The following is a 24,293-nucleotide window of genomic DNA, read 5'->3' as shown; positions in this document are numbered from 1 at the left end:
TGACAGATGTCCCAGCGCACCCTGGTCCTGCTGAAGCCCGACACGGTCCGCCGTGGCCTGGTGGGTGAGGTACTGGGCCGGTTCGAGGCCAAGGGGCTCCGGATCGTCGCGATGGACCAGCGCACGATCGACGCCGAGCTGGCCGACCAGCACTACGCGGAGCACGTCGAGAAGGCGTTCTACCCGCCGCTGCGCGACTTCGTCACCAGCGGCCCGCTGGTCGCCCTGGTCCTCGAGGGCGACGAGGCGGTCGAGGTGGTCCGCGCGCTGAACGGCGCCACCGACGGCCGCAAGGCCGCCCCCGGCACCATCCGCGGCGACCTCTCGCTGTCCAACCGCGAGAACCTCGTGCACGGCTCCGACTCCGAGGAGTCCGCCGCCCGCGAGATCAAGATCTGGTTCCCCGATCTCCCGTGATCTAAGAGGTCCGCACGCCGCTGGGGACTGGTGGTGAAGAAGCGGATACGATACGTGCCTGGGCGGACGGGTCGTGTCGGTCCAGTGGCTGGGCGCGGGCGGCGCTTAGCCTGATCGGGGACCGAGTGGGAGGTGCCGCGGTGGCGAACAGCATGCTCGGCCGCGACATGGCGGTCGATCTCGGGACGGCGAACACTCTCGTCTACGTCCGTGGTCGGGGCGTCGTCCTGAACGAGCCCTCGGTGGTGGCCACCCGGACCGACGAGCCGCGCGAGGCGGTCGCGTTCGGGCACGAGGCGAAGAAGATGATCGGCCGGACGCCCGGCAACATCACCGCGATCCGCCCGCTGAAGGACGGCGTGATCGCCGACTTCGACGCCGCCGAGCAGATGCTGCGCTACTTCATCCAGCGGGTGCACCGGCGCCGGTACTTCGCCAAGCCGCGGATCGTGGTCTGCGTGCCGTCCGGGATCACCGCGGTCGAGCAGCGCGCGGTCCGCGACGCCGGATACATGGCCGGGGCCCGCAAGGTCTACATCATCGAGGAGCCGATGGCCGCGGCGCTCGGCTCCAACCTCGAGGTCCGCGACGCCACCGGCAACATGGTGGTCGACATCGGCGGCGGGACGACGGAGGTCGCGGTCATCTCGTTCGGCGGCATCGTCACCAGTCAGTCGATCCGGGTGGCCGGCGACGCCATCGACAAGGCCGTCGTGAACTACTGCAAGAAGGAGTACTCGCTGATGCTCGGCGAGGCGACCTCCGAGCAGATCAAGATGACGATCGGGTCGGCGTTCCCGACCACCGACGGGCCGGACAGCGAGATCCGCGGCCGGGACATGGTGTCCGGCCTGCCGCGGACCGTGAAGGTCTCGTCGTCGAACATCCGGCAGGCGATCGAGGAGCCGATCACCGCGATCGTCGACGCGGTCAAGGCCACCCTGGACAAGACCCCGCCGGAGCTGGCCGGCGACATCGTCGACCGCGGCATTGTGCTGACCGGCGGCGGCGCGCTGCTGAAGGGCATGGACGAGCGGCTGCGGCACGAGACCGGCATCCCGATCCACGTCGCCGAGAACCCGCTGGACGCCGTCGTTCTGGGGGCCGGCAAGTGCGTCGACAACATCGAGACCCTGAACCGCATTCTGGTAACTGACAACCGGCGCTGAGGTTCCACCGATGCTCAAAGACCTCGGTACACCGGCCCGGAGCGCATTCCGCTCGGCCGGCGCCCCCCTCCGCTCGGCCGGCACGCCGCGCGGGCTCCGGCGTCGCCGGACCGTGCTCGTCCTGGTCGTGCTGGCCTGTTTCACGCTGATCGTGCTGGACGCCCGGCGCTCGGCCGGTTCGCCGGTGGAGCCGCTGCGCGAGGCCGCGGCCGGGGTGTTCGGCCCGCTCGAATCGACCGCCAGCTCGGCCCGGCAGCCTGTGGACAACCTCCGCGACCGGTTCGCGGAAATGGATAGGTTGAAAGCAGAGAACGAAAAACTGAAGAAGGACAACGAGAGCCTCACCCAGGAGCTGAACACCTCCGACTACGCCCGCAACCGGGCCACGGAGCTCGACCAGCTGCTCAAGCTCGCGCCGGCGTTCGCGATGACGCCGGCCCGGGTGATCGGGATCGGTAGTGCCCAGAGCTTCAACCACACGGTCACGATCGACGCTGGTACGGCGGACGGCGTGCACGTCGACATGACCGTGCTGAACGGGACCGGTCTGGTCGGCCGGGTGGTGCGGACCACCCAGGGGACCGCGACCGTGCTGCTGATCGGCGACCGCAACTCGACCGTGGGCGGCCGGCTGAACGCGACGATGGCGCTCGGCTTCGTCTCCGGCCGCGGCGAGGTGGCGGGCACCCTCGACTACAAGCTGGTCGACCTGAAGGCGCGGCCCAAGGTCGGCGACCGGATCGTCACCTGGGGCTCCAGCGGCAACGCGCCGTACGTGCCGGGGGTCCCGATCGGTGTCGTCACCTCCGTCACGCCGAACGAGGGCTCTCTGGGGTCCACCGCGACGATCAAGCCGTACGTCGATCCGACCCGGATCGACACGGTCGGCGTGGTGACCGGACCGCCGGCCCGGGCACCGCGCACCCAACTGAAACCTCCACCAGGGAAGGGGAACTGACGTGATCGCAGTACGTATCGGGTTGGCTGCCCTTTTCCTGATGCTGGCCGTGACCGTGCAGACCTCGGTGCTGTCCAACATCGCGGTCGCGGGAGTGACCTGCGACCTCACGCTGATCGTGGTGATCGCGCTGGCGCTGTCGCGTGGGCCGGAATGGGGAGCGATCGCCGGTTTCGCCGGAGGTCTGTTGCTGGACGTCGTACCACCGGCCGATCACACGGCGGGGCGTTGGGCGTTGTCCCTCGCGATCGCCGGGTACGTCGCGGGCCTGATCCGCCGTGAGACGTCCACCGGTCCGGTCGGGCCGCTCGCCGTCGCGCTGACCGTCGTACTCGGCACCGCGATCTCCCTGTTCCTGTACTCGGCCACGGGTTCGCTGCTGCATGACCCGTCCGTCGTCTGGGGCGAGTTCGGCGTCCGCCTCGGCATCGCCGCCGGGTACGACGTGGTCGGCGCGATCGTGGTGATCCCGCTTGTCATGTGGGTCCTGGGTCGCGTGGTTCCAGCGCGCGAACGCAGCAGACGAGTGGTGCCATGAGTTGGGACGGGTTCGAGGCTCCGCTCAAGGCACGGCTGCGGTTGTTCGTGATCGGGGTGCTGATTTTCTCCTTGCTGTGCACGCTGCTCGGGCGGCTCTGGTACATGCAGGTGATGTCCAACGCGGACTACAGCCAGGCGGCGACGCAGAACCACACCCGCCAGGTGCTGGTGCCGGCGCCGCGCGGCACGATCGTGGACTCGCAGGGCCGGACGCTGGTCGGCAACCGGGTGTCGCTGGTCATCACCGTCGACCGCTCGGTGCTCGCGAAACTCCCTGACAGCCAGCAGAACGTCGTACTGACGCGCCTGGCGAAGGTGCTCGGGCAGAAGCCGAAGGACCTCAAGGCGCGCACGATGCTCTGCGGCGAGCCCGGCGCGTCGAAACCACCCGCCTGCTGGAACGGGACGCCGTACCAGCCGATCCCGGTGGCGAAGGACGTCAGCGAGCAGATCGCGATCGAAGTGATGGAGCGCCGCGAGGACTTCCCCGGGATCGCTGCCGAATCGCAGACGCTGCGCGCGTACCCGGCGCCGTACCACGTGAACGCCGCCCACATCCTCGGCTATCTGTCGCCGATCACGACCGAAGAGCTCGAGGGCCTGGACAAGGCCGGCCAGGACTCGGTGCCGCACCGCTCGGACCTCGTCGGCCGGGCCGGCGTCGAGCGCACGTACGACCAGCTGCTCCGCGGGACGCCGGGCGTGAAGGACGTCATCGTCGACGCGGTCGGATACACCACCGGCATCCAGAAGCAGACCGCTCCGGTGCCGGGCGCGACCCTGGTGACCACGATCGACGCGCGGATCCAGGCGTCCGTCGAGACCCAGTTGAAGAACGCGATCATGACCGCGCGGAAGCAGTACGACCCGATCACCAAGAAGAAGTACGTCGCCGACTCCGGTGCCGCGGTCGTGATGGACACCAAGACCGGCCGAATCGTCTCGATGGCGAGCTACCCGAGCTACGACCCGGGAGTCTGGGTCGGCGGCATCAGCCAGCGCGAGCTGGATGCGCTGTATTCAACCAAGTCGGGCACGCCGCTGGTCTCCCGCGCACTGCAGGCTCAGCTCGCCCCGGGGTCGACGTTCAAGCCGATCACCACCTCAGCCGCGCTCGGCGCCGGGTACAGCCCGAAGACCCGGCTCGACTGCTCGCCGTACTTCGAGGTCGGCAACCGCCGCTTCAAGAACTACGAGTCCGCGTCGTACGGGATGATCGGCTTCGACCAGGCGCTCGCGCTGTCGTGCGACACGTTCTTCTACCGGATCGCCTACGCGCTCTGGCTCAAAGAGGGCGGCAACTCGAGCGACATCAGCACGCACGACCCGCTGGTCGAGATGGCGCAGAAGTTCGGCCTCGGGAAGCCGACCGGGGTCGACCTGCCCGGCGAGGTGAGCGGCCGGATCGCGGACCGGAAATGGAAGAAGACCTACTACGACTCGCAGAAGGACTACTACTGCAAGCTGGCGAGCAAACCGCCGGCCGGGACGTCGGCGTTCCTGAAGCAGTTCTCCCGCGAGTTCTGCGTCGACGGCTACAAGTACCGCGCCGGTGACGCGGTGAACTTCGCGATCGGCCAGGGCGACACCACGGTCACCCCGCTGCAACTCGCGACGGTCTACGCGGCCCTCTCGAACGGCGGCACTGTGTACGAGCCGCGCGTGGTCCAGTCCTGGATCGGCGCGAACGGCAAGTCACACGAGATCAAGCCGACGGTGAAGACGAAGCTGCCGGTCCCGAAGAGCACGTTGAGCTACATCGACCGCGCGCTGCAACAGACGGTCAAGACCGGTACGGCGGCGTGGAAGTTCATCGGGTTCCCGGTCGACCAGGTGCCGGTCCGGGCCAAGACCGGTACGGCGGAGGTCTACGGCAAGCAGACCACCTCGTGGCTGGCGTCGTACACGGATCGCTATGCCGTGGTGATGATGATCAGCCAGGCCGGCACCGGTTCGGGCGCCGGCGGCGACGCGGTTCGCAAGATCTACGAGACCCTCTACAACATCAAGCCGGTGCCGCCCGCCGGCCAGACCAAGCCGAAGCAGTGAGGGCATGAGATGGCGCTGCTGACCCCGATCCGGACCCGGCCGCGGATGGACCGCCGGTCGACCGTGTGGCAGGTGGACTGGGTCCTGGTGCTCGGCGTCGTCGCGCTGTCGTTCATCGGCGCGATGCTGATCTGGTCCGCGACGCACGCCCGCACGTCGCTCACCGACGGGAACCAGTACGCCTTCCTGGTCCGGCACGCGATGAACTTCGCCATCGGCCTGATGCTCGCGATCGGCGCCGCGATCACCGACCACCGCCGCGTCCGCATCCTCGCCCCGGTTCTGTACGCCGCCTCGGTCGTCGGGCTGATCCTGGTCCTGGTGCCCGGGGTCGGCGCGGTGATCAACGGATCGCGGTCGTGGATCCAGTTGCCGTGGATGTCGATCCAGCCGAGCGAGTTCGCCAAGCTCGCGGTGATCGTCGGGATGGCGCTGCTGATCGCGGAGAAAGGCGAGACCGACCGCAACGAGACCGCCCGGACGATCGACGTCGCGCAGGCGATCGGCGTCGCTGCCGTACCGGTAGTGCTGGTGATGCTGCAGCCCGACCTCGGCACGGTGATGGTGCTCGGCTCGATCGTGTTCGGGATCGTCGCGGTGTCCGGCGTACCGAAGCGCTGGATGCTCGGCCTGCTCACCGCGGGTGTGGTGGTCGCGGCGATCGCGATCAAGCTGCAGGTGCTGAAGCAGTACCAGCTGTCCCGGTTCATCGCGTTCGCGAACCCGTCCTCGGATCCGCAGGGGATCGGGTACAACGTGAACCAGGCCCGGATCGCGATCGGCAACGGCGGGGTCTTCGGCCAGGGGCTGTTCCACGGCAGCCAGACGCAGAACGCGTTCGTCCCCGAGCAGCACACCGACTTCGTCTTCACGGTGGCAGGGGAGGAGCTCGGGCTGATCGGGGCCGGCGCGATCATCGTGCTGTTCGCGGTGATCCTGTTCCGCGGGCTGCGGATCGCGATCAACGCACGGGACGCGTTCGGCCGGCTGGTGGCGACCGGGATCGTCTGCTGGTTCGCGTTCCAGGCGTTCGAGAACATCGGGATGACGCTCGGGATCATGCCGGTCACCGGTCTGCCGCTGCCGTTCGTCTCGTACGGCGGTTCGTCGATGTTCGCCTGCCTGCTGGCCGTCGGCCTGTTGCAGAACATCCACCTCCGCTCACACCGCTTCTGACCAGCCTCCCCAGACAGAGCTGACATGTCAGATACCCTGCTGCCTGCCCGACCACCGGTGGGCCGTCCCTGGCCCTGAAGGTTCTGGAAGGTCCATGACCAGGTTTGTGTCGTTTCCGCTTGCTCTGGCTGCCGCCCTCGCCCTGTCTCTCACCGCCTGCGGTGGAGATGACAAGAAGAGCGGGTCGGCTGCCTCGACTCCGGCCGGGACGACACCGGCACCGAGCGTGACCCCCTCGGCACCGAGCGGTACGCCCGGCGAGTCGGTCACCCGGACGGCTGCCGAGCTCACCAAGGCCTTGCTCGTGCTGAGCGATCTCCCGACCGGGTTCAGGCAGGGGAAGGACGAGCCGGACGACAACGCGAAGCCGTTCTCGTCGCCGAGCACCCGCTGCAAGACTCTGGTCAAATACCTGAACGCCACCAAGGCCCCTGGGGCGAAGGCCAGCGTGACCAGGTCGTTCTCCGGCAGCCAGGAAGGCCCGTACATCGACTTCGGACTGGACTCGATGGGCACCGCGGACAAGGTCGCCGACCTTCAAGGCACCTACGAGGATGCCGTGGACTCCTGCTCGAAGGTCACGCTCAAGACCGAGGGCGTGGGCAGTACCTCGATGAAGGTCGAGAAGATCAGCGCGCCCCAGTTCGGCACCGGCCCGTTCGCGTTCCGCCTGACCGGCACCAGCGGCCCGAAGCGCGGCCTCGAGTACACGGCCGCCACCACCGGCGTCAACGACGTCGTCGTCTCGGTCGGCGTCCTGGCCGGCCAAGGCGAGCTGGACGCCGCCACCGAAGCCGCGGTCACCAAGGCCCAGCAGGTCCTCAAGGTCGCCTGACCCCAACCACGCCGTCGCTCATCCGGACAAGCTGTCAGCGGTCGGGCAGCGGCATGATCGTCGTACGGCGGTGATGTTCGAAGACCACCGAGCTGCGGATGTCGGCGATCTCCTGGCGTTTGGCCAGCGCGAGGACGAGGTCGCGCAGAGCCTGGGTGTCCTTGACCGCGACGTGGGCGAGGAAGTCGGAGGCGCCGGACACCATGAACATCGCCAGCGTCTCGGGCAGCTCGTTGACATAGTCCTGGAAGGCGACGGCGACGGCCATCGCCTGCGGGCGGAGCTTGATCGAGATGATCGCCTGGGTGGACCGGTCGATCGCGGTCAGATCGACCTCCGCGTGGTATCCGCTGATCACGCCGCGGTCGCGCAGGCCGCGGATCCGCTCCAGACAGGTCGACGGCGCGATCCCGAGCTCGGCCGCCATGTCGCGGTTGGTCCGGCGGGCGTCGTTCTGCAGCATCCGCAGCAGCGCCGTATCAAGTTCGTCCATGGGGGGAAGTTTCCCAGATCTGCCGAACGATGTTCGGATCAGCCAGCGGATGCCCGTGCAGCTGGCTACCTTTGCCGCTGTGCTGACGAACAAGATGGTCGTGGTGATCGCGGCCGAGGCGCCGGTCGGCGTCGCCCTCAACACCGCCGCCCTGCTCGGGGTCGGACTCGGCCACCACCACGACAACGTGGTCGGCTCGGACACCGCGGACGCCTCCGGCGAGCCGCACGCCGGGATGTGCGCCCACCCGATCCCCGTACTGCGGGCCTCCGCCGAACAACTCCACGACCTCCGCACCCAAGCAGCCGCGCGCGACGGCGTCACCGTGCACGACATGCACCAGATCGCCCAGCAAGCCCGCACCTACGACCAGATGGCCACCACCCTCAGCGGCACCAAACCCGAAGACATCGAGTACCTCGGCGTCGCCCTGTACGGAGCGCGCCCGGTCGTCGACTCCCTCACGGGCGCGCTGCCTCTCTATCGCTAGCGGCCTCCGCCGAGTCAGAAGAAGAGGTCGGCGAAGCGCCGTAGTTCGTCCACCTCCAAGCCGTGCTCGAAGCCCACGACGAGTTCGTGGACCCCGGCGTCCTCGTAGGCGGCGATCCGTTCCCGGATCGTCGACTCGGTGCCGATCAGGCCGTACGAGGCGAGATCGCCGGGGAACGCGAACTCGGCGCCGGCCGGGACTCTCGCCCGGGCTTCCGCGTCCGAGGCGCCCAGGATGTACGACGTCGTCGCGGTACGCCGGATGTCGTCGTACGGGCGTCCGACGTCGGCGCAGTGCTTGCGCAGTACGTCGTACTTGTGCCGCAGGACCTTGGGGGAGTCGATGATGTTCGACGCGTCAGCCCAGCGCGCCACGGTCCGCAGGGTCTTCTGCTCACCGGCGCCCGCGACCAGGACCGGGATGTGCGGTTGCTGGATCCCCTTCGGCTGATTGAGTCCGCCGGAGGCGCGGTAGTACCTGCCCTCGAAGTCGACCGACTCCTCGGTCCAGAACCGGCGGATCAGCTGCACCGCCTCGTCCAGTCGGCGCAACCGGTCGCCGGCCGAGCCGAACTCGTACCCGTAGCCGAGGTAGTCCGGTTCGTACCAGCCTGCGCCGATGCCGAAGATCACCCGTCCGTTGCTGACGATGTCGATCGTGGAGGCGATCTTCGCCTGCAGCGCGGGATTGCGGTAGCTGTTCGAGGTCACCAACGGGCCGAGCCGGATCCGGTCGGTCGCGGCCGCGAGCGCGGTGATCATCGTCCAGGCCTCGAACAGCGGTGCCTGCGAAGGCGGGATCGGATGCAGGTGGTCGGGAACGTAGACGGCGTGGAACCCGAGCTCGTCCGCGGCCTGTGCCACCGCGGTGATCCGGCGGAACGCGTCGACGGGGTCGAGGCCGGCGAGCTCGCCGGCGAATCCGGAGGGCAGGAACACACTGAAGCTGGTCATGGCAGCCTTTCCGCGAATGGTTTGCGTGTATCGACCGGTCCGAACGCGGAAAAGAATCGGTCGATCCTCCGTAAGGTGGGGGTATGCGACTCAACTACGAGGCGACAGGCCCCGCCGACGCACCGGTCGTCCTGCTCGGATCGTCACTCGGGGCGACGAACGCGATGTGGGCGCCGCAGCTCGACGTCCTGTCACAGCGTTTCCGGGTGGTGGCGTTCGACCACCGCGGGCACGGCAAGTCCGAGGTGCCGGATGGGCCGTACACGATCGACGATCTCGGTGGTGACGTGATCGAGTTGCTCGACAGCCTCGAGGTCGAGCAGGCGTCGTACGTCGGGATCTCGCTGGGCGGCGCGGTGGGGCTGTGGCTCGCGCAGAACGCGCCCGAGCGGTTCCACCGGTTCGCGCTGTTGTGCCCGCCGGCGAACCCGGCCGCGGACGCGCAGATGTGGACCGATCGCGCGGCGCAGGTTCGGGCCGAGGGGACGAAGTCGATCACCGACGCGACGCTCGGGCGGTGGTTCCTGCCCGAGTTCGCCGACCTCGCTCCGGCCCGCCAGATGCTCCTCGACACTCCCGACGAGGGGTACGCCGCCTGCTGCGAGGCACTGGGGTCGACCAACCTCCTGCCGGGCCTGGCCGACATCACGGCTCCGGTCCTCCTGATCACGACCGACTCCGACACGTCCATCCCGCCGGAGACCGTCGTACCCCTCGCCACGCAGATCCCCGGTGCCCACCTCGAGATCATCGAGAATGCCGCCCACCTCGTCACCTACTCTCACCCGGTCGTGATCAACCCGCTGCTGCTCACTCACCTCGGCTGAGCGCGCGATTCCGGCGTACGGGACGGGCGGCGTTAGTCTGGTAGGCGCTCTGCTCCTCGACCGGAAGTGCCCGATGACTGTCGAATCGCTGTTCCCGCGCCTGGAGGCGTTACTGCCTAGCGTGCAGAAGCCGATCCAGTACGTCGGAGGTGAGCTGAACTCGGTCAGCAAGGACTGGGACGCGGTCAGCGTGCGGTGGGCGCTGATGTACCCGGACGCGTACGAGGTCGGTCTGCCGAACCAGGGCGTCCAGATCCTCTACGAGGTGCTGAACGAGCGCGACCACATCCTGGCCGAGCGGACGTACTCCGTCTGGCCGGACATGGAGAAGGTGATGCGGGACCACAAGATCCCGCAGTTCACGCTGGACAGCCACCGGCCGGTCCGGGCGTTCGACGTGTTCGGGCTGTCGTTCTCGACCGAGCTCGGCTACACGAACATGCTGACCGCGCTCGACCTGGCCGGGATCCCGCTGTACGCCGTCGACCGGACCGACGAAGACCCGATCGTGCTGGCCGGTGGGCACGCCGCGTTCAATCCAGAGCCGATCGCCGACTTCATCGACGCCGCCGTGCTGGGCGACGGCGAGGAGATCGTCCTGGCCATCTCGGACGTGATCCGGGAGTGGAAGGACGAGGGTCGCCCGGGCGGCCGCGACGGGGTGCTGATGCGCCTGGCCGCGTCCGGTGGCGTCTACATCCCGAAGTTCTTCACGGTCGAATACCTGACCGACGGCCGGATCAAGCGGGTCGCACCGAACCGGACCGGCGTGCCGTGGCGGACGGCCAAGCACACTGTGATGGACCTCGACGCGTGGCCGTACCCGAAGAAGCCGCTGGTCCCGCTGGCCGAGACCGTGCACGAGCGGTACTCGGTGGAGATCTTCCGTGGCTGCACCCGTGGCTGCCGGTTCTGCCAGGCCGGCATGATCACCCGGCCGGTGCGCGAGCGCAGCATCACCACGATCGGCGACATGGTCGAGAACGGGCTGAAGCAGTCCGGGTTCGAGGAGGTCGGCCTGCTCAGCCTCTCCTCGGCCGACCACAGCGAGATCGCCGAGGTGGCCAAGGGGCTGGGGGACCGGTACGAGGGCAGCAACGTCTCCTTGTCGTTGCCTTCGACAAGGGTCGACGCGTTCAACATCACGCTGGCGAACGAGTTCTCCCGCAACGGCCGGCGCAGCGGCCTGACCTTCGCGCCCGAGGGCGGGTCGGACCGGATGCGCAAGGTGATCAACAAGATGGTCAGCGAGGAGGACCTGATCCGCACGGTCGCGGCGGCGTACAGCCACGGCTGGCGACAGGTGAAGCTGTACTTCATGTGCGGCCTGCCGACCGAGACCGACGAGGACGTACTGGCGATCGCCGACCTGGCCAAGCGGGTGATCGCCACCGGTCGTGAGGTCTCCGGCCGCAACGACATCCGCTGCACCGTGTCGATCGGTGGGTTCGTGCCGAAGCCGCACACGCCGTTCCAGTGGGCCTCGCAGCTCGGCGTCGAGGAGACCGACGCCCGGCTGGCCAAGTTGGGCGCGGCGATCCGGTCGGACCGGAAGTACGCGAAGGCGATCGGCTTCCGGTACCACGACGGCAAGCCCGGCATCATCGAGGGCCTGCTGTCCCGCGGCGACCGCCGGGTCGGCCGGATCATCGAGGCGGTCTGGCGCGACGGCGGCCGGTTCGACGGCTGGAGCGAGCACTTCTCCTACGAGCGCTGGGTCGAGTCCGCCGAGAAGGCGCTGGCCGACGAGCCGGTCGACCTGTCCTGGTACACCACGCGGGAGCGCGAGTACGCCGAAGTCCTGCCCTGGGACCACCTGGACTCGGGCCTGGACCGCGACTGGCTGTGGGAGGACTGGCAGGACTCGCTCGAGGAGGACGGCGCGATCGAGGTCGAGGACTGCCGCTGGACCCCGTGCTTCGACTGCGGCGTCTGCCCGCAGATGGGCACCGAGATCCAGGTCGGCCCCACCGGCAAGAAGCTCCTCCCGCTGTCCGTGGTCTGACCCTTCCGGCGCCGTTTCAGGGGTCAACCCCTCGAATCCGCGGCGTTTCAGGGGTCAGCCCCTCGAACGGCGGGTTGGCCCCGTGAATTTCGGCGGCCGAACCCTCCAGTTGAGGGGTTGACCCCTGGAACGGCCGGCGCGCTCACTCGGTTACCGGGGTCGACCCTTTCGAGCCCGTGGAAAGAAGCAGCTCGGTGAGCAAGAGTTCGTCAGCGCTTCCCAGAACGAGGTCGGCCGCCGCGACGGCGGCCGCATCCACGAACGGGTTGGGGATCGCGACCGCCACCATCCCGGCCGCCTGCGCCGCCGCGACCCCGTGCGCGGTGTCCTCGACCGCGATCGCCTCCTCACCCGGTACGCCGAGACGACGCAAGGCCAGCTGATAGATCGCCGGATCGGGTTTGTGCGTCTCGACCTCGTCCCCGGTGACGACCAGATCGAAGAGCTCGACTGCGTCCACGCGCTCCAGATGACCCTGCACCCACGGACGCGGTGAGCTGCTCGCGATCGCGACCTTCAGACCCAGGTCTCGCGCGGTCATCACCCACTCGCGGATCCCGGGCCGGAAGTCGAGGTCCTGATGCATCGCGTCCCGGTGGGCAGTACGGCGGGCGTGGCTCGCGGCACGATCGAAGCCGGAGCCGACCGCGGCCGCCAGGACGGCGTACCGATCCTCGGTGATGTCACCGCCGTGCCCCGGCCAGAACTCCTCGAGCTCCAGCTCGAGCCCGTGATGCGCCCACTCGGCCCGCCAGCTCTCCACCATCGTCGTCTCGGTGTCCATCAGCAGCCCGTCGAAGTCGAACACCACGGCCCGAACGTCGACCGGCACCAGGCGGGTCGCGAGCCGGTGGATCTCGGCCCGGGTCAGCCCGCACCAGGTCAGATATCCGCGGACGCCGCCGTACTCGCGATCGAGGTGGTCGAGCGAGGCGAGGATGGTCTCCGGCCGGGAGCGGGAGATCTCCGGGGCGTCCTGCAGGCTGAGCCTGGCTTCACTGAGCGCGTAGTCCTCGGCGATGACGGCCCGCGGCACACCGACCAGGTCGAGCAGGATGGCGATCATCAGGCCGGTGCGGTCCTTGCCCGCGCGGCAATGCACCACGACCGGGCTGTCGGCCGGTGCGTCCGCAACGGCCCGGAAGGCCCGTGCGATGTGCTCCTTGTTGCGCGTGAGGCTGCCGCGGTAGATGTCCGCGATGCCCGCCTCGGTGGACGCGTCGCGGGCCGCGTCGGCGACCGGATCTATCCAGGGAATGCGCTGGTACGACGCGGAGCCGTCGAGCAGATGTGGTTGCCTGATCTCCCCATCGGAGCGCAGATCGAGAACCAGTCCGGCACCTACGGCATCGAAGGCGGCCCGACCGTCGGCCTCCAGGTCGTCGAGCGATTCCGAGCGGAACAGCGCCCGCTCACGCGTCGCTACGCCGTACCGGGTCGGAAGGCCGCCAAGTCCACGCGCATTCGGGCTCCACACACATGTCAGCTTAGGACAACACCTCCGAGCGACTCGTAGTCGTGCCAGCTGCCGTCGAAGGCCTTGTGGTACAGGGCCGAGTCCATCCCGACCGCGAAGACGTCGAGCCGGTCCGGGCCCCAGGAGACCACTGAGCCGGCTGGTCTGGGCCGAACCGCGGCCGCCAGTTCGAGCCAGCCGGCCAGCGCGGCGATGTTCATCCGGAGGATCTCGGCGGCCAGCGACCAGTCGATGAAGTTCAGGGTGTCGTTCGCCGAGTGGATGTGGCCGTTCGCGCTGTCCGCGCCTTCGATCGTCAGCACGGCAGGGACCCCGGCGTTGATGAACGGCACATGGTCGCTCGCGAACGGGTTGAGCGACGTCTCCACCTTGAGCCCGGTGTACGTCGAGGCCGCCGTCGCCAGGGCCGTCATCTGACTCGACGACACCGGCGCACCTTCGAGCAGCACGGTCGGCATCGCAGTGTTCTTGGTCGCGATCATGTCCATGTTCAGCACGGCCCGGACGCGGGATCGCTCGGCCGGCGGCAGCGCGGCGACGTACTGCTTGCTGCCGAAGAGTCCCTCCTCCTCGCCACCGAAGAGGATCAGCCGTACGTCGTGCTGCCACGACCGCGTCGACAACAGCCGGCCGAGCTCGAGCACGCCGGCCGAGCCGCTCCCGTTGTCGTCCGCGCCGGGGGCCGCCGCCGCCGGACCGCCGGCGATGTTGATCGAGTCCAGGTGGGCCGTGACGATCACGAGTCCACGGGTGGATCCGGTCCCGGCCCGATCGCCGATCAGGTTCGCCGAATGGCCCGCGCCCACGGTGATCGGCATCCGGCTCACGGTGTAGCCGAGGGCAACCATCCGGTCCGCCGCGAAGTCCATCGCCTGCGTGAACGTCGTACTCAGCGAGTGCCGGGTCGGCAGACTCGCCAGCCAGGTCAGATCCGACTGGTACGACGCGGGCGACAGTTCACCGACGAGCGCCGCGACGGCCGGATCGGCCCTGGCCGCGGAGACGATCGGAGTGTCGACAATCGTCGTACCGGCGCGGAGGTGTTCGACCCGCCAGCAGTTGTTCGACCGGCGGCGGGGCTTGTCGGCGGACGAGATCACCAGGTGCCGGCCGCGGTCGAGCAGCGGCGTGACATCGGGGTAGTCGTCCTGGAAGCTCCGGCCCACCTGCGTGACGAGCAGCAGGCCGGGTGCGGTCCGGGAGGCCCGGCCGAGGTGTTGGTCGGCCGGGACCCAGAGGAGGGTCTTGTCGCCGAACCGCGCCGACTGCGCCCCATCGGCGGCATCGGCAGTCGGTACGACGAGATAGCGCACAGGTGCTGTGGTCATGAGGCCTCCCGGCCTGGACTGAGGAGCGCAGGGAGCGAAGCGACTGGAGCGACGAGGGAAGGCCGGGAACCAAGGCCCCATGACCCCGCCGGCGCCGAAGGCCCGGCCAAAAGTACTGTCATTTCAGGTCTGCCAGTTGATCTCTAGGCGGTCGGGTTCGGCTTTGACGATTTGGCCGGTGCCCCCGGAGCTTCGGTCCAGCCGGCCGCTGGCGTCCCAGCGGCCGGCCGGGCGGGCTTCGGGGGCGTCGCCCCGGCCGATCGCGTACTCGATCAGCGTGCCGTCGGGGCCGAACTCCACCCCCCGCCGGCCACGGGCCGGCGGGAAGGCGAAGTCGTCGCGGCGATAGACGCTGATCCCGTCGTGGTCCTCCTCGAACGAGTGCGTCCACCGCCCGACCGGTTGCGTGCTCAGACTCCCACCGCCTGTCCGCTGGGGGTCGTCGCCGGCATCGACTCGGGGATGGTCACCCTGAAGTCGCTGATGACGCCGCCGAGCGGTTCGTACCCGGTGACCGACGGTCCCCAGTTCGAGCCGTCCCACCACTTGTGCCAGAGCTGCTTGTCGGTGCCGGTGACGAAGACGTCCAGCCGGTTCGTGTCCCACGAGACCACGCGTGGCTCGTCGGTGCAGACACCGCCCATGTACTCGTAGCCGGTGACCGACGGTCCCCAGTTCGAGCCGTCCCACCACTTGTGGTACAGCGCGGAGTCGGTGCCGAGCACGAACACGTCCAGCCGGTCCGAACCCCACGAGACGACCGTCGGCGCCGTCGTACACACGCCGCCCATGTACTCCCAGCCCGACCAGGCCGAGCCGTCCCACCACTTGTGGTACAGCGCGGAATCGGTGCCGATGACGAACATGTCGAGCCGGTTCTGGCCCCAGGCGACGACCCGCGGTGGCGAAGCGCAGACGCCACCGAGGTACTCGTAGCCGGTGACCGACGGTCCCCAGTTCGCCCCGTCCCACCACTTGTGATAGACCGCGTTGTCGGTGCCGAGCACGAAGACGTCCAGCCTGTCTTTGCCCCAGGCAACGACTTCTGGCGGGCTCATGCAGATGCCGCCCATGTATTCGTAGCCGGTGACGCTCGGTCCCCAGTTCGAGCCGTCCCACCACTTGTGGTACAGCGCGCGGTCGGTGCCGAGGACGAACGCGTCCAGCCGGTTCGGGCCCCAGGTGGCCAGCCGCGGCGGGCTCATGCAGACGCCGCCGAGGTACTCGTAGCCGGTGACCGACGGTCCCCAGTTCGCCCCGTCCCACCACTTGTGGTACAGCGCGTGATCGGTGCCGAGGACGAAGGCGTCCAGCCGGTTCGGCGCCCAGGACGCGACTTCAGGAGCACTCATACAGACACCACCCATGTACTCGTAACCGGCGACGGACGGTCCCCAGGCCGATCCGTTCCACCACTTGTGATACATCGCCAGGTCGGTGCCGAGGACGAACGCGTCGAGCCGGTTCGCGCCCCACGCCACCACCGAGCCGGCCGGCTCCGGCGTACTGGAGCCACTGCCGAAGATCGGCAGACCCTTGCGCACGGTGTCCAGGCAGGCCTGCATCCGGGCCACCTGGTCGTTGGTGAACATCACCATGCCGCGGTCGTCGGTGTAGTCCATGTAGTCGTAGAACAGGTCGCCGTTCGGCCCGTTGCTGCACGTCACGTGCGGGAACGTCGGTACGCCGAAGTTCGGGCCGGCCTGGTTCGGGGTGTCGGCGCACTCGTCGCTGCCGCTGCAGCCCGTGCCGTCGTCGCCCCATTGGTGGAGCAGATTCAGGTAGTGGCCGACCTCGTGGGTTGCGGTCCGGCCCAGGTCGAACGGCGCCGCCGCCGTACCGTTGGTGCCGAACCCGCTGTGCAGGATGACCACGCCGTCGGTGTTCGCCGGACCGCCCGGGAACTGGGCGTACCCGAGCAGGCCGCCGCCGAGCTGGCACACCCACAGGTTCAGGTACCGGTCGGCCGGCCACGGGTCGATACCGCCGGTCGCCGACGACTTCACCTTGTCGTCGGTGCCGAAGCTGGCCGTACTGGTCTGGGTCCGGGTGACACCGGTGGTCGGGTTCCCGTTCGGGTCCTCGGTCGCCAGGAAGAACTCGACCCGGGTGTCCGCGATCAGGCCGCTGAAGACCGGCGGCACGATGCTCGTGTCGGGGTTGGTGGCCCGGTAGTCGCGGTTCAGGACGTCGATCTGGCTGTCGATCTGGGCTTGCGAGATGTTCTGGGCCGCGGTGTTCCAGACCACGTGCACGACACACGGGATGCGGGCGATCCCGCTGAAACGGTCCGGTCCGGAGACGTAGGCGATCGTCGCGGTCTCGATGGCCGACCGCGCCGCGGCGTACTCCGGTGACGTCGACAGCAGCCGCCGGTGCACGTCCATCACACCGCACTGCCGCCGGGTCGGGAACTCGGTGCGCCCGTCCGCGCCGCTCATACCGGCACCACCGGCCTGGCCGCCGCCACTCATGCCGGCACCACCGGCCTTGCCGCCGCCACTCATGCCGTCGCCGGCCGGTTGGCCGCCGCCCGACATTCCTGCTCCACTGGGTTGGCCGCCGCTCATGTCGGCGCCACCCGAGGCCGGTGCTCCGGTCATTCCGGACATCGGCATGCCGTTCGCCGCGGGCTGTCCGTTGGCGACTGGCTCGGCGGCCGGTACCTCACCCGGCATCCGATAGTCGTCATCGCGGTGCTTGTCCGCTCGCCCGTTGGCCTTCCTCGGCATCTCTCCCCCTTCCAGCGGGGGCGCACGAGCAGGTCGGAACCGCGCACGGTCCCGGACCGAAGAGGTTCTTCCCCCAGCCCGCCCTTCGATCGAAGGCGGTACGTCCCGCCTTCCCCCACGAGCAGTAGGCCCCCAAGTCACTGCTCACCGTCAACATTGCTCCCCTCACCGCCTGCGCACAAGCCCTTCGCACCGCAGACAGTGAAATCCGTCGAAAACCCTGTGAGCGTTGACGATTTGCTTGAATCCTCAAGAGGAGCACGAGGACTGACACGGTGGCCGCGCCGACAGGTTGTCGTGGAGTCAGAGCGTGCGTTCCCAGGTTGTGCGTTGGGCGGCGGGGCGGGAAGCCGAGCTTTTCGTTGACGGCGATCATCGGGGTGTTCTCGGGGGCGTTGAAGGTGTGGAGTACGGCGGTGTGGTCCAGGCCGGACTGGAGGGCGCTGAGGTTGGGGATCTTGACCGCGATGCCTAGGCGGCGGCCGCGGTGAGTGGGGTGGACGTAGGTGTCGTACTGGCTCAGCCGGTCCGGCGTCTCCGGCGAACCACCCATCTGCGTGTACGCCGCCAGCGCGCCGGACGCGGTGTGGACGGCGGCGGTCGTGTAGGTGAAGCGGCCTTGGGCAACGCGCCGGGCCTCGGCCTCGCGGATGAGCGCCGGAGTCCATCGGGTCGACTCGATCGTCCGGTCGCCGGTCGGCACGTCTTCCGTCATCCCTGTCAGCAGGACGGCAAACTGCTCCAGCCATTCGTCAGGCATGTGCTCACGCCACTGCACCAGCTCGTACCCCGGCACCGGACGGTCCAACGCCGCCAACTGCTCGGAAGGCAGCGGAAGCTCGAGCACCTGCTGCAGTTCCGCGTGCTTCCGGACAAACCCCCGCGCGGCGGCAAACGCCGTACCAGCACTCTCACCCGTCACCGGATCGCCCGCGGAGTTCATCCCGGAGAGCACCCGCCGACCGTCGGCCCGGGCTCGTTCGATCACCGCGTCCAGCAGCCGGGTCGCGACACCACGCCGCCGGTACGCTGGAACGACCGCGAGCTCCACGTCGACGGTGTCGGTGTTGTCGAGCAACCACCAGTCGAGCCATGCGATCCCGGCCCACGTGTCACCGTCGACCAGCCCCAACCCGTCCGACCGCCCGGCCGTGTGAACACCGGTGAAGAGCACCCGGGCCTCCTGCAGCCCGAGCCCCACCGGAAACTCGAGCTCCTCCCGCCGCACGGCATACCGCACCTCGAAGAACCGCCGGAAAACCTCAGAATCACGCCCATCCACGCTGACAATCCGCACCCGCGCACCCTATGCCGCGCTCCCGGCCGCCGCGCAGGTGGGAAGGAACCCAGCAGGCTAGTGGTGGGGGCGGAGGGCGCGGTTGGCGGCGGGTTCGGCGATTTGGGCGCGGAAGGGGTGGGAGGGGTAGACGCCGAGGATGCGGACCTCGACCGAGAAGAACGCGAGTTCCTCCAGCGCGAGAGCCACGTTCGGCTCTTCGGGGTGCCCTTCGATGTCGGCGTAGAACTGCGTCGCGAAGAACATGCCGCCGAGCTGGTAAGACTCCAGCTTGGTCATGTTGACGCCGTTGGTGGCGAAGCCGCCGAGCGCCTTGTACAGCGCGGCCGACACGTTGCGGACGCGGTAGACGAAGCTGGTGATGATCGGGCCGGAGCCGACCGGCGGAATCTCGGGCTCTCGGGACAGCACCAGGAATCGCGTGGTGTTGTGGTGCTCGTCCTCCACGTCGGAGGCCAGCGTCTCGAGGCCGTACAGCTCCGCGGCAGCACGGGGCGACAGCGACGCGACGGTCGGGTCGGCCAGTTCGGCGACCTCGCGGGCGGCGCCGGCGGTGTCGTCGGCGACCACTGTGGACCAGCCGTGTTCGCGGATGATCTTGCGGCACTGGCCGAGCGCGTGCACGTGGCTGCGGACGGTCCGGACCTGGTCGAGCGACGTACCCGGGACCGCCAGGAGCTGGAAGTGGATCGGCAGGAAGTGCTCGCCGACGATGTGCAGCCCGGACTCCGGCAGCAGGTGGTGGATGTCCGCCACCCGGCCGGCGATGGAGTTGTCCACCGGGATCATCGCGAGCCTGGCGCGACCGCTGCTGACCGCCTCGAGCGCGTCCTCGAACGTCGTACACGGCAGCTGCTCGCGGTCGGGGAACATCTCGGTGCACGCCATCGCCGAGTTGGCGCCTGGCTCACCCTGATATGCGATCGGTCCGTCCACGGTCTACCAGCCTAGACCCCAACATCTCAGCAGACGGATCAGGTGTCCGTCTTACGGACCTTCTTCGGCGCTCCGGTGACCGCCCGGCCCTCCAGCAACTTGGCCTTGGTGGCGTACATGTCGATGTACTCCTGGCCGGACAGCTCCATGATCTTGTACATGATCTCGTCGGTGACGGCCCGCAGAATCAGCCGGTCGCTCTCCATCCCCTCATAGCGCGAGAAGTCCAGCGGCTCGCCGAACTTGATCGTGGGGGAGGCGAACGAGGCGACCACCTTGCCGGGTGGTGCGACCACGTCGGTGCCGATCACCCCGCACGGGATCACCGGCACCTTGGCCTCGAGCGCGAGCCGGGCGACGCCCGTACGTCCCTTGTAGAGGCGGCCGTCGTGCGACCGGGTGCCCTCGGGGTAGATGCCGAACAGCTCGCCGCGCTCCAGCACCTTCATCCCGGCCCGCATCGCGCCCTCGGACGCGGACCCGCCGGACCGGTCGATCGGCACCTGGCCGGTGCCCTTGAAGAATCCGCGCTGGAACCGGCCCTTGATCCCGGCGCCGGTGAAGTAGTCGGACTTCGCCACGAACGTGACCCGGCGCCGGACCACCAGCGGCATGAAGATCCAGTCGGAGTACGAGAGGTGGTTGCTGGCGATGATCGCCGGGCCGGTCTCCGGGACGTTCGCGGCGCCGACCACGATCGGCCGGAAGATGCGCCTGACCGGCGGGCCGATCAGCACGTTCTTCAGCAGGAAGTAGATGCCCTTGCCGTCGCCCTCACCGGAGTCGTCCACCGGGTGTACCCGGCCCGGCTCGGGCCGCGGCGACTGCGCCGGTTCCGTCATCGATGTCCTCTCCTCACAGTTCCCCGACCCTCATGATGCCGCACGACAGCCCGGTTGGCTCGCAAGTCGCCACGCGGGAACTCCTCACACCCGGCGGCCGGCCTTCGTAAGCTGCTGACGGCAGCGTCGCCCGGCTGGGGAGGACTTGTGCGAACCAAGGCTTTGACAGCGATGCTCGGGGTGCTGGCGGCGGTGTTCGCCGGCGCCGGCACGACGGCAGCCGCGCAAGGATCCGGTACGGCGGACGCCCCGGCGGCCACCGTGGTCCCGATCCAGGTGACCGGCCCGGCGGCGTCCAGGTTCGCCGTCGAGATCGCCTCTCCGGAGAGCGGCGTCGACTGCGATCCCGACCTCACCTCGCCGAAGGTCGACACGCCCTTGCAGATGGGCTTCTGGGGCGGTTGCAACCCGGCCAGCGTCCAGCGACTGCTCACGGTCAGCTCGGCCGCGGCGACGCAGTATGCCGATCTCGTCCCCGGCACCACGTCCGCCAACCGGCAGATCCTTGCTATCGGCAACAGCAACACGTACGGCGGTGCCGGCGGAACGTATGCCACGGCGTCCGGCGGCAACGCGCTGTCCGCTCTGATCACGCCGCACGAGCTCGGCCACTCGCTCGGCGGCCTGCAGGACGAGTACGACTACTACGCCCGCGGTGAGCGCGGAGCGCCGTACGAGGGACCTGAGCCTGCCTCGATCCATCACACTTTGCTGACCGAGCAGCAGATGCGGGACCAGCAGCAGAAGTGGTTCCGGTGGCTCGGTGAGCCGTCCGAGTCCGGCGGCACGATCGGTCGCTACGAGGGCGGCATGTACGCCGGCTCCGGGGTGTGGCGACCCAGCCCGCACTCGATGATGAAGGCGCTCGGTTACTACTTCGACCAGGTCTCCCGCGAGCGGATGACGCAGCGGATCTCGGCTCGTGCGGCGCTCTTCCAAAGCAGCACGCCAGTCGGCCAGGTCGCCGCCGACCAAGTCGTCTGGCTGCAGACCCTGCATCCAGTGGACCACGAGCTCGCCGTGACCTGGACCTTGGACGGTACGGCGCTCCCGACCGCGAACCGTCGTGCCGTCGACCTCTCGACCCTGGAGCTCGCACCGGGCCTGCACACGCTGACGGCGTCGATTGTCGACAATACGACGTTCATACGAGATCCCGCCGTACGCCCGACCGCCGCTCGCTCGTGGACCGTCAACACGACGCTGTCCGCCCAGCCGTCCACCGAGCCGGTGCGGTTCACCGGGTCGACCTCGACCGAGCATCCGGTCAGCGCCAACGAGGTCGTGTACGCCGAGACGACGCAGTCGGACACCGCGCAGCCCGGGATCGTGTGGCGGCTGGACGGGGTCGAGCTGGCCAGCGCCGGCAATGACCGGGACCTCGATCTCGAGCCGTTGAAGCTGACCGGCCGCCACACGCTCACGGCCCAGGTGGGTGCGGAGACCCTGACGTGGCAAGTTGACGGGGTCGAGCCGGTGGTGCAGTCGACGATGTCCAAACCGCTGCTGACTGTGCAGAAGGCGACCGGCCCGGAGTCCATCTACAACGACGCGTTCACCATGGGCCTGGCCGCGACGGACGAAGCCCGGGGTACGTCGTTCCGGAGTTCCGGGTGGACGGGGACGGTTGGTACAACTACTACGGCTGGCCGACCGACGCCTCCGCGCCGTTCCGGTTCACCGCCGAGGGGACCGAGATCGACCAGCTTGTCTACGGCAAGCTCGGCGTACCGCGGGTGGTGCCGTGGGACGACGTACCGCCCGGATACTGCCGGCATCAGGTCGAGTATCGGGCGATCGATGCCTCCGGCAACATCGGGACACCGCGCCGGTTCGCGGTCACGTTGTTGCGCCCGGCCCCTAGGTGCACGACGATCGTGACGGGGGTCCGGAACGGGCTGCTGTCCGTGCGATCCGGGGTCACCTGCCTGGCCGCTGCCACGATCAACGGCCCGGTCCTGGTCGGCGCCGGCGCGTCGGTGGTCGCCACCGACTCTCGTATCGTCGGCCCGGTTCAGGCGGACCAGGCGACCGACCTCCAGTTGTTGCGGAGCACGATCGGGGGACCGATCAGCATCGACGGGGTGACCCGGAGCGTCGTGGTCGTCGGGACCACGGTCCAGGGCCCGGTGTCCGTGACCAGGTCCAGTACGACGGAGGCCGCCGTACTGGCGGGGAACGCGGTGACCGGACCGCTGGGTTGCTCTGGCAACACGCCTGCGCCGGTCAATTTGCAGGCGCAGAACCAGGTATCCGGACCGCGGTCCGGTCAATGTGCGAGGTTGTGAGTTGCGCGGACATGGGCGTGAGTTTCGCTGACATGTCCGTGCACGTTTCGGTCCCATAGGTTTCCGGTGCGGGGAGGTCCCGCCGTACTGGAAGGAGCGAGATGAACGGACTGCGGGTGGCGTCCCTGCTGGTGGCCACGATGACGACCGGGCTGGTGGCCGGGGTGTACGCGATCTACGCGAACGCCTTCATGCCAGGGCTGGCGAAGACCGATGACAAGACCTTCGTCGGGGCGTTCCAGGCGGTTGACCGGGCCATCCTCAATCCGCTGTTCCTCGGGCTCGGGTTCGCCGGCGCGTTGCTGTTCACGCTGCTGGCCGGCCTGCTCAGCCTGAAGGAGAAGGCGCTGCCGTGGATCGCGGTCGCCTTCGTCCTCTACCTGATCACGGTGATCCTGACGATCGCGGTCAACGTCCCGCTCAACGACGCGCTCAAGGCGGCCGGTGACCCGAACACCATCGACGTGGCCGCCGCCCGGGCCGCCTTCGACGAGGCCAAGTGGCGCACCTTCAACCTGATCCGCACCATCCTCGCCACCTTGTCCTTCGGGCTCCTCGGCTGGGCCCTCTACCTCACCGGCCAGTCCGCCGCCTGAGACAATGCCCGGGTGCCACCTGTTCAAGCTCCGCCGTCGCAACAGCTTCCCGCGGTCCAGAAACTGCGGGTCCGGTTCGCCAAGCGCGGACGGCTGCGATTCACCTCACACCGCGACTTCCAGCGGGCGTTCGAGCGCGCCGTCCGCCGGGCGGAGCTGCCGGTGGCGTTCTCGCACGGCTTCAGCCCGCACCCGAAGATCTCGTACGCCGGTGCCGCGCCGACCGGAGCCGCGTCCGAAGCCGAGTATCTGGAGATCTCGCTCACACAGGAGCGGGACGCCGAGCAGGTCCGGGCCGCCCTGGACGAGGCGCTGCCACCGGGTCTCGACGTCCTCGAGGTGGTTGTCGCCGGCCCCGGGTCGCTGGCCGACCGGCTCGAGGCGAGCGAGTGGCTGATCGCGTTGCCCGGTGTGGATCCGGAGGCGGCGAAAGAGGCGGTGGCGGCGTTCCTGGCCCGGGAGGAAATTCTGGTCGAGCGCATGACCAAACGCGGGCTTCGCTCGTTCGACTGTCGGGACGCCGTTCTGCGACTCACCGTCGCGCACGAACCGGGGTCGGTTGCGACGTGTGCGATACTGCAAGTGGTGTTACGGCACGGAACCCCGGCCGTGAGACCCGACGACGTTCTCGCCGGCGTGCTCGACGTAGCGACGCTCCCGGTGACGGGCCCGGCTCTTTTGACCAGGCTCGCCCAGGGCCCGCTCATCGCGGCCTCCGGCACGGTGGACGACCCGCTCGCTCGAGACCGCGACGCCACCCAGGCGACCGCGACCGGCCAGGCGGAAGACCACCAGACGCACACAGCGGAGGGCGACGCCGCCGCTCCCTCCGAGCCCTGAGCACGGGCGGAGCGGATCCAGCAGGCTTCCGCCGCGCCGGCACCA

The 24,293-nt window shown here is 68.8% G+C and carries 23 protein-coding genes; 14 read left to right on the top strand and 9 right to left on the bottom strand.

Annotated features, from left to right (window positions below; all coding sequences use genetic code 11):
• Positions 1–6: 6 nt before the first annotated feature.
• From ndk to OG876_RS42770, 7 genes are all read left to right on the top strand, one after another.
• Positions 7–417, top strand: a complete 411-nt coding sequence (ndk, locus tag OG876_RS42800; RefSeq protein ID WP_328522468.1) for a nucleoside-diphosphate kinase — start codon at positions 7–9, stop codon at positions 415–417.
• Between the two features lie 140 nt (positions 418–557).
• A complete protein-coding gene (locus OG876_RS42795) occupies positions 558–1,586 on the top strand; it encodes a rod shape-determining protein (RefSeq protein WP_442914065.1) in 1,029 nt (342 codons plus the stop codon).
• 10 nt (positions 1,587–1,596) lie between these two features.
• A complete protein-coding gene (gene mreC / locus OG876_RS42790; RefSeq protein ID WP_328522467.1) occupies positions 1,597–2,544 on the top strand; it encodes a rod shape-determining protein MreC in 948 nt (315 codons plus the stop codon).
• 1 nt (position 2,545) lies between these two features.
• On the top strand, positions 2,546–3,082 hold the full coding sequence (mreD, locus tag OG876_RS42785; protein WP_328522466.1) for a rod shape-determining protein MreD: 537 nt from the start codon (positions 2,546–2,548) through the stop codon (positions 3,080–3,082).
• Complete coding sequence (gene mrdA / locus OG876_RS42780) at positions 3,079–5,133, top strand: penicillin-binding protein 2 (RefSeq protein ID WP_328522465.1); 2,055 nt, start codon at positions 3,079–3,081, stop codon at positions 5,131–5,133. The genes mreD and mrdA overlap by 4 nt, the downstream gene beginning before the upstream one ends.
• A gap of 9 nt (positions 5,134–5,142) precedes the next feature.
• A complete protein-coding gene (gene rodA, locus OG876_RS42775) occupies positions 5,143–6,309 on the top strand; it encodes a rod shape-determining protein RodA (protein ID WP_328522464.1) in 1,167 nt (388 codons plus the stop codon).
• A 94-nt stretch (positions 6,310–6,403) separates the two neighbouring features.
• Complete coding sequence (locus tag OG876_RS42770; protein ID WP_328522463.1) at positions 6,404–7,144, top strand: hypothetical protein; 741 nt, start codon at positions 6,404–6,406, stop codon at positions 7,142–7,144.
• Positions 7,145–7,178: 34 nt separating this feature from the next.
• Here the strand turns inward: OG876_RS42770 and OG876_RS42765 are convergent, their stop codons facing one another.
• Complete coding sequence (locus OG876_RS42765) at positions 7,179–7,637, bottom strand: Lrp/AsnC family transcriptional regulator (RefSeq protein WP_328522462.1); 459 nt, start codon at positions 7,635–7,637, stop codon at positions 7,179–7,181.
• 79 nt (positions 7,638–7,716) lie between these two features.
• On the opposite strand from OG876_RS42765, the gene OG876_RS42760 reads away from it, so the two are divergent.
• Positions 7,717–8,127 carry a DUF2000 domain-containing protein gene (locus OG876_RS42760; protein WP_328522461.1) on the top strand — a complete coding sequence of 137 codons (411 nt, stop codon included), beginning with the start codon at positions 7,717–7,719 and terminating at the stop codon, positions 8,125–8,127.
• A gap of 14 nt (positions 8,128–8,141) precedes the next feature.
• On the opposite strand, the gene OG876_RS42755 is transcribed toward OG876_RS42760, so the two are convergent.
• On the bottom strand, positions 8,142–9,080 hold the full coding sequence (locus OG876_RS42755; RefSeq protein ID WP_328522460.1) for an LLM class F420-dependent oxidoreductase: 939 nt from the start codon (positions 9,078–9,080) through the stop codon (positions 8,142–8,144).
• Between the two features lie 83 nt (positions 9,081–9,163).
• Here OG876_RS42755 and pcaD point away from each other — a divergent pair, with 83 nt between their 5' ends.
• Entirely contained in the window at positions 9,164–9,907 is a 744-nt protein-coding gene (gene pcaD, locus OG876_RS42750; RefSeq protein WP_328522459.1) for a 3-oxoadipate enol-lactonase, read from the top strand.
• Positions 9,908–9,980: 73 nt separating this feature from the next.
• Positions 9,981–11,912: a TIGR03960 family B12-binding radical SAM protein gene (locus tag OG876_RS42745; RefSeq protein ID WP_328522458.1), complete on the top strand. Its 1,932-nt coding sequence runs from the start codon at positions 9,981–9,983 to the stop codon at positions 11,910–11,912.
• Positions 11,913–12,054: 142 nt separating this feature from the next.
• Here OG876_RS42745 and OG876_RS42740 read toward each other — a convergent pair whose 3' ends face one another.
• The 7 genes from OG876_RS42740 to OG876_RS42710 form a co-directional block, all read right to left on the bottom strand.
• Entirely contained in the window at positions 12,055–13,389 is a 1,335-nt protein-coding gene (locus OG876_RS42740; RefSeq protein ID WP_328522457.1) for an HAD-IA family hydrolase, read from the bottom strand.
• Between the two features lie 5 nt (positions 13,390–13,394).
• Entirely contained in the window at positions 13,395–14,717 is a 1,323-nt protein-coding gene (locus OG876_RS42735; RefSeq protein ID WP_328522456.1) for a M28 family metallopeptidase, read from the bottom strand.
• A gap of 123 nt (positions 14,718–14,840) precedes the next feature.
• Entirely contained in the window at positions 14,841–15,017 is a 177-nt protein-coding gene (locus tag OG876_RS42730; protein WP_328522455.1) for a hypothetical protein, read from the bottom strand.
• Positions 15,018–15,127: 110 nt separating this feature from the next.
• Entirely contained in the window at positions 15,128–17,449 is a 2,322-nt protein-coding gene (locus tag OG876_RS42725) for a M43 family zinc metalloprotease (protein WP_328522454.1), read from the bottom strand.
• Positions 17,406–18,746 carry a GNAT family N-acetyltransferase gene (locus OG876_RS42720; protein ID WP_328522453.1) on the bottom strand — a complete coding sequence of 447 codons (1,341 nt, stop codon included), beginning with the start codon at positions 18,744–18,746 and terminating at the stop codon, positions 17,406–17,408. The genes OG876_RS42725 and OG876_RS42720 overlap by 44 nt, the downstream gene beginning before the upstream one ends.
• A gap of 57 nt (positions 18,747–18,803) precedes the next feature.
• Positions 18,804–19,682, bottom strand: a complete 879-nt coding sequence (locus OG876_RS42715; protein ID WP_328522452.1) for a prephenate dehydratase — start codon at positions 19,680–19,682, stop codon at positions 18,804–18,806.
• A gap of 38 nt (positions 19,683–19,720) precedes the next feature.
• The gene (locus tag OG876_RS42710) at positions 19,721–20,524 is read right to left on the bottom strand and encodes a lysophospholipid acyltransferase family protein (RefSeq protein ID WP_328522451.1); all 804 of its coding nucleotides are present in this window, start codon (positions 20,522–20,524) and stop codon (positions 19,721–19,723) included.
• 147 nt (positions 20,525–20,671) lie between these two features.
• On the opposite strand from OG876_RS42710, the gene OG876_RS42705 reads away from it, so the two are divergent.
• The 4 genes from OG876_RS42705 (at position 20,672) to OG876_RS42690 (ending at position 24,248) form a co-directional block, all read left to right on the top strand.
• Complete coding sequence (locus tag OG876_RS42705; protein ID WP_328522450.1) at positions 20,672–22,405, top strand: M64 family metallopeptidase; 1,734 nt, start codon at positions 20,672–20,674, stop codon at positions 22,403–22,405.
• Positions 22,402–22,812, top strand: coding sequence for a hypothetical protein (locus OG876_RS42700; protein ID WP_328522449.1), 411 nt, complete (start codon positions 22,402–22,404; stop codon positions 22,810–22,812). Before OG876_RS42705 ends, OG876_RS42700 begins: the two co-directional genes overlap by 4 nt.
• A gap of 101 nt (positions 22,813–22,913) precedes the next feature.
• Positions 22,914–23,408, top strand: coding sequence for an anthrone oxygenase family protein (locus tag OG876_RS42695; RefSeq protein ID WP_328522448.1), 495 nt, complete (start codon positions 22,914–22,916; stop codon positions 23,406–23,408).
• A 12-nt stretch (positions 23,409–23,420) separates the two neighbouring features.
• Entirely contained in the window at positions 23,421–24,248 is an 828-nt protein-coding gene (locus OG876_RS42690) for a TIGR03936 family radical SAM-associated protein (RefSeq protein ID WP_328522447.1), read from the top strand.
• Positions 24,249–24,293 lie beyond the last annotated feature (45 nt).

The sequence above is a fragment of the Kribbella sp. NBC_00359 genome, assembly GCF_036097425.1.
GTDB lineage: Bacteria > Actinomycetota > Actinomycetes > Propionibacteriales > Kribbellaceae > Kribbella.
Note: the sequence above shows the minus strand (reverse complement) of the source record. Positions and strands in the feature narration are given on the sequence as shown.

Bases quoted from the DNA above. Each gene is read 5' to 3' on its own strand.
- OG876_RS42710 (WP_328522451.1), bottom strand. From the start codon at position 20,524: ATGACGGAACCGGCGCAGTCGCCGCGGCCCGAGCCGGGCCGGGTACAC.
- OG876_RS42695 (WP_328522448.1), top strand. From the start codon at position 22,914: ATGAACGGACTGCGGGTGGCGTCCCTGCTGGTGGCCACGATGACGACC.
- pcaD (WP_328522459.1), top strand. From the start codon at position 9,164: ATGCGACTCAACTACGAGGCGACAGGCCCCGCCGACGCACCGGTCGTC.
- OG876_RS42745 (WP_328522458.1), top strand. From the start codon at position 9,981: ATGACTGTCGAATCGCTGTTCCCGCGCCTGGAGGCGTTACTGCCTAGC.
- rodA (WP_328522464.1), top strand. From the start codon at position 5,143: ATGGCGCTGCTGACCCCGATCCGGACCCGGCCGCGGATGGACCGCCGG.
- OG876_RS42770 (WP_328522463.1), top strand. From the start codon at position 6,404: ATGACCAGGTTTGTGTCGTTTCCGCTTGCTCTGGCTGCCGCCCTCGCC.
- mreC (WP_328522467.1), top strand. From the start codon at position 1,597: ATGCTCAAAGACCTCGGTACACCGGCCCGGAGCGCATTCCGCTCGGCC.
- OG876_RS42725 (WP_328522454.1), bottom strand. From the start codon at position 17,449: ATGCCGAGGAAGGCCAACGGGCGAGCGGACAAGCACCGCGATGACGAC.
- ndk (WP_328522468.1), top strand. From the start codon at position 7: ATGTCCCAGCGCACCCTGGTCCTGCTGAAGCCCGACACGGTCCGCCGT.
- OG876_RS42735 (WP_328522456.1), bottom strand. From the start codon at position 14,717: ATGACCACAGCACCTGTGCGCTATCTCGTCGTACCGACTGCCGATGCC.
- OG876_RS42765 (WP_328522462.1), bottom strand. From the start codon at position 7,637: ATGGACGAACTTGATACGGCGCTGCTGCGGATGCTGCAGAACGACGCC.
- mrdA (WP_328522465.1), top strand. From the start codon at position 3,079: ATGAGTTGGGACGGGTTCGAGGCTCCGCTCAAGGCACGGCTGCGGTTG.
- OG876_RS42755 (WP_328522460.1), bottom strand. From the start codon at position 9,080: ATGACCAGCTTCAGTGTGTTCCTGCCCTCCGGATTCGCCGGCGAGCTC.